Source organism: Thiobacillus denitrificans, assembly GCF_001530125.1.
Classification (GTDB): Bacteria; Pseudomonadota; Gammaproteobacteria; order Burkholderiales; family Thiobacillaceae; genus Thiobacillus; species Thiobacillus denitrificans_C.
This window is the reverse complement of record NZ_LDUG01000049.1, coordinates 1-3,520: the sequence shown is the minus strand read 5'-3', so window position 1 is coordinate 3,520 and position 3,520 is coordinate 1. Positions and strand designations below refer to the sequence as shown.

4 protein-coding genes are annotated in these 3,520 nt (G+C 63.4%); all 4 read right to left on the bottom strand.

Annotation, left to right across the window (positions count from 1 at the left end; translation table 11 throughout):
* Positions 1-366: 366 nt before the first annotated feature.
* Complete coding sequence (gene pqqE / locus ABW22_RS15070; protein ID WP_059758683.1) at positions 367-1,590, bottom strand: pyrroloquinoline quinone biosynthesis protein PqqE; 1,224 nt, start codon at positions 1,588-1,590, stop codon at positions 367-369.
* Positions 1,587-1,871 carry a pyrroloquinoline quinone biosynthesis peptide chaperone PqqD gene (gene pqqD, locus ABW22_RS15065; RefSeq protein ID WP_059758678.1) on the bottom strand — a complete coding sequence of 95 codons (285 nt, stop codon included), beginning with the start codon at positions 1,869-1,871 and terminating at the stop codon, positions 1,587-1,589. The genes pqqE and pqqD overlap by 4 nt, the downstream gene beginning before the upstream one ends.
* The gene (gene pqqC, locus ABW22_RS15060) at positions 1,868-2,617 is read right to left on the bottom strand and encodes a pyrroloquinoline-quinone synthase PqqC (RefSeq protein WP_059758675.1); all 750 of its coding nucleotides are present in this window, start codon (positions 2,615-2,617) and stop codon (positions 1,868-1,870) included. The genes pqqD and pqqC overlap by 4 nt, the downstream gene beginning before the upstream one ends.
* Positions 2,614-3,520, bottom strand: a 907-nt coding sequence (gene pqqB / locus ABW22_RS15055) for a pyrroloquinoline quinone biosynthesis protein PqqB (RefSeq protein ID WP_059758687.1), incomplete at its 5' end; no start/stop codon positions are given. The genes pqqB and pqqC, both read right to left, overlap by 4 nt.

The following is a 3,520-nucleotide window of genomic DNA, read 5'->3' as shown; positions in this document are numbered from 1 at the left end:
CGTCAGCTTGCCGGCATGGGGCGCGAGCCTGGAGTCGGCCAGATCGGCCGGCATTCCCTGTTTCCAGGCCGGCGGGGGCGGGGCTGTTTGTGCAACAGCCTGGCCGACACTGATGGCGATCAGTGAACCAATGAAGGCAATTTTTTTAATCAAGGAAAGTCTCCAGGGATTGTGTTGTAGCGATTAACGTCAGAACGCCAGCTCAACTGTAACAACAGGGAACTTTTTCACCCCCCGGTGTAATCCCTATGCTCGCGATCGAGCGCCAAAGTGGGCGTGGGCGTGATGAATCCGAGCTACAACCTGTAGCCGAATCGGGATGCTCATTCGCACCAAGGTATTTGGCTTTGCCAGGGTCAGTGCCGGCTACAAGATCGGCGGCGAGCGGCTGTTCTTTTCCGGCGCGGACAAGTGAGCGCCCAGCGGGGTGCTGCTTGCTTCGGCAAGTTGGCGCGAAACCTTGGGATCGCGAAACACCAGGGGCTTGACCACGGTGCGCCGGGCATCGGGCACTTGGGCGTAAGCCACGGCGTCTTGCACAACGGGGTGAAACGGCGACTTGTCGCACACCGGGTCGGCGTTGGCCGCATCGCCCGTGAGCATGAAGGCCTGGCAGCGGCAGCCGCCCAGGTCTTTTTCCTTCTCCGGGCAGTTGCGGCAGGGGTCCTTCATCCAGCTGTCGCCGCGGAAATGGTTAAAGCCCGGCGAGGCGTACCAGATGTCCTGGACGCTCATGTCCCGCACATTGGGGAAGGTGATGCCCTTGAGCATCTTGGCGGTGTGGCAAGGCAGCGCCGTGCCGTCGGGCGTGATGGTCAAAAACACATTACCCCAGCCATTCATGCATTTCTTGGGGCGGGTTTCATAGTAGTCGGGCACCACGAAAAAGATGCGAATCTTGTCGCCGAGTTTTTCTCGGTAGTCGTTGGTGACGCGTTCGGCGCGCTCCAGCTGCTCACGCGAAGGCAGCAGCCCATCGCGGTTGATCTCGGCCCAGGAGTAATACTGGCTGTTGGCCAGTTCCAGGTACTCGGCGCCGAGCTCCACCGCCAGTTCAATGATCTGTTCGATGTAGTCGATGTTGAGCCGGTGGATCACGCAGTTGAGCACCATGGGCCAGCCATGGGACTTGATGATGCCGGCGGTGCGGCGTTTCAGGTCGAAGGTCTTGGTGTGCGAGAGGAAGTCGTTGAGCTCGCGTGTCGAGTCCTGGAACGAGAGCTGGATGTGGTCCAGCCCGGCCTGCTTCAGCGCTGATGCGCGGGCTTCGGTCAGGCCCACGCCCGAGGTCAGCAGGTTGGTGTAGAAGCCCAGGCGGTGGGCCTCGGCGACCAGCTCTTCGAGGTCGTCGCGCAGCATGGGCTCGCCGCCGGAGAAGCCGCACTGCACGCTGCCGGCGGCGCGCGCCTCGCGCAGCACGCGCAGCCAGTCTCCGGTCGACAGCTCGGTGCTGGTCCTGGCGAAGTCCACCGGGTTGTAGCAGAACACGCAGTGCAGCGGGCAGCGGTAGGTCAGCTCGGCCAGCAGCCACAGCGGCGGGCCGGGCTGGGTGGCGGGGGCGATGCCGGTCGCGGCCGAGGCGGCGTTCATGGCTTGACCCAGCCCTGGCGCTGTGCAATCGCCAGAAAATCCAGCACGTCCTGCGTCAGCCCGCTGGTTTCGAAGCTGCTTTCCAGTTCATCGATCAGGGCCTGCACGGTTTTCTCGCCATCCAGGCGCTGCATGATCTCGCCGGCGCTGCCGTTGAGCTTGACCATGCCTTCGGGGTAGAGCAGCACCCAGGCCTTCTGCACTTCTTCCCATTGCAGGCGGAAGTGGCCGGCCACCCGGGGCCGGGCGTCCAGAGCGATGGCGGCCTGGGGTGCGTTCATGGGGCAACCTTCGCCTTGGGGCCCTTGATTTCGATCTCGCACTGGCTGAGCATGATGGCGTCGGCCAGAGCCCACAGCACGTCGAGCTTGAACTGCAAAATCTCCAGCGCGCGCTCCTGCAGGGCGCGGGTCTGGCTGAAGTAGTCCAGCGTGAAACGCAGGCCGTGCTCTACATCGCGCCGGGCTTGCGTCAGGCGCTGCTTGAAGTAGTGCAGGCCGGCGGCGTCGACCCAGGGGTACTGGGTCGGCCAGGTGTCGATGCGTTGCTGGTGAATGTGCGGCGCGAACAGCTCGGTCAGGCTGGAGGCCACGGCTTCCTGCCAGGGCTGGCGGCGCGCGAAGTTGACGTAGGCATCGACCGCAAAGCGCGCCGCCGGCGCCAGGTAGCGCAGGGAGGTGACATCGTCGCGCGACAGGCCCACCGCCTCGCCCAGCCGGATCCAGGCTTCGATGCCGCCCGGGTCGTCAATGCCGCCAATGTGGTAGCCGTCATGGTCCAGGATGCGTTGGATCCACTCACGTCGGATCTCGCGGTCGTCGCAGTTCGACAAAATCGCTGCGTCTTTGATCGGAATGGATATCTGGTAATAAAAGCGGTTGGCAACCCAGCCCTGCAACTGCGCGCGCGTGAGCGTGCCAGCGGCCATCATCACATGGAACGGGTGGTGGATGTGGTAGCTGGTGCTCCTGCCGCGCAGTTTCGCTTCGAATTCTTCCTGGCTCCACGGTGCGGGTGTGCTGCTCACAGATCTATCTCCATGCCGTCAAAAGAAACCTCGATGCCGCGGCGCGTGAGCTCCTGCCGCTGCGCGCTGTCTTCATCGAGGATGGGGTTGGTGTTGTTGATGTGAATCAGCACCTTGCGGGTGCTGGCGGGCAACTGGTCGAGCCACTCCAGCATGCCGCCGGGGCCGCTTTGCGGCAGGTGGCCCATGGCGCGCGAGGTTTTTTTGGAAGCGCCCAGCGTGATCATTTCGTCGTCGGTCCACAACGTGCCATCGACCAGCACGCAGTCGGCAGCCTGCATCGCGGCCCAGACAGGAGGCTCCATCTGGCCCAGACCCGGGGCGTAGAACAGGCGTTTGCCCGAGGCCGAGTCGGTGATGGTCACGCCGACGTTGTCGCCGGGCTGGGGGTGGTCGCGGTGCGGTGAATAGGGCGGTGCATTGCTGATCAGCGGCAGGGCTGTAAAGTGCAACCCCGGCACGCCGTCCATGGCAAAACCCGCATCGGCCAGCGGCACATCGTGCCAGTTGACGCCGCAGTAATGATCGAGCACCTTGAGCAGCGGGTTGCCGCTCATCAGGTCTTCGCGCACCAGCGCGTGGCACCACAGTTCCAGCGGCTGGCGATGCTCGCGCAGCATGTACAGGCCGGTGGTGTGGTCAATCTGCGCGTCGATCAGGAAGACGGCGCGAATGGCAGTGTCGCGTAGGCTTCGCGCCGGTTGCAATGAGGGGAAGCTGCGAATTTGCTGGAGGATGTCGGGTGAGGCATTGAACAGCACCCAGTTATCTTGATCAGCGCTGACGGTGATCGACGACTGGGTCCGCGCCCTCACACGCTTGCTGCCCTGGCGGTAACCATCGCAATTGGGACAATTACAGTTCCATTGGGGAAATCCACCGCCTGCAGCGGAACCTAGAACA

What these genes read in the sequence shown, in the direction of transcription:
- pqqE (WP_059758683.1), bottom strand. Translation starts at nt 1,590, where the DNA reads ATGAACGCCGCCTCGGCCGCGACCGGCATCGCCCCCGCCACCCAGCCC.
- pqqD (WP_059758678.1), bottom strand. Translation starts at nt 1,871, where the DNA reads ATGAACGCACCCCAGGCCGCCATCGCTCTGGACGCCCGGCCCCGGGTG.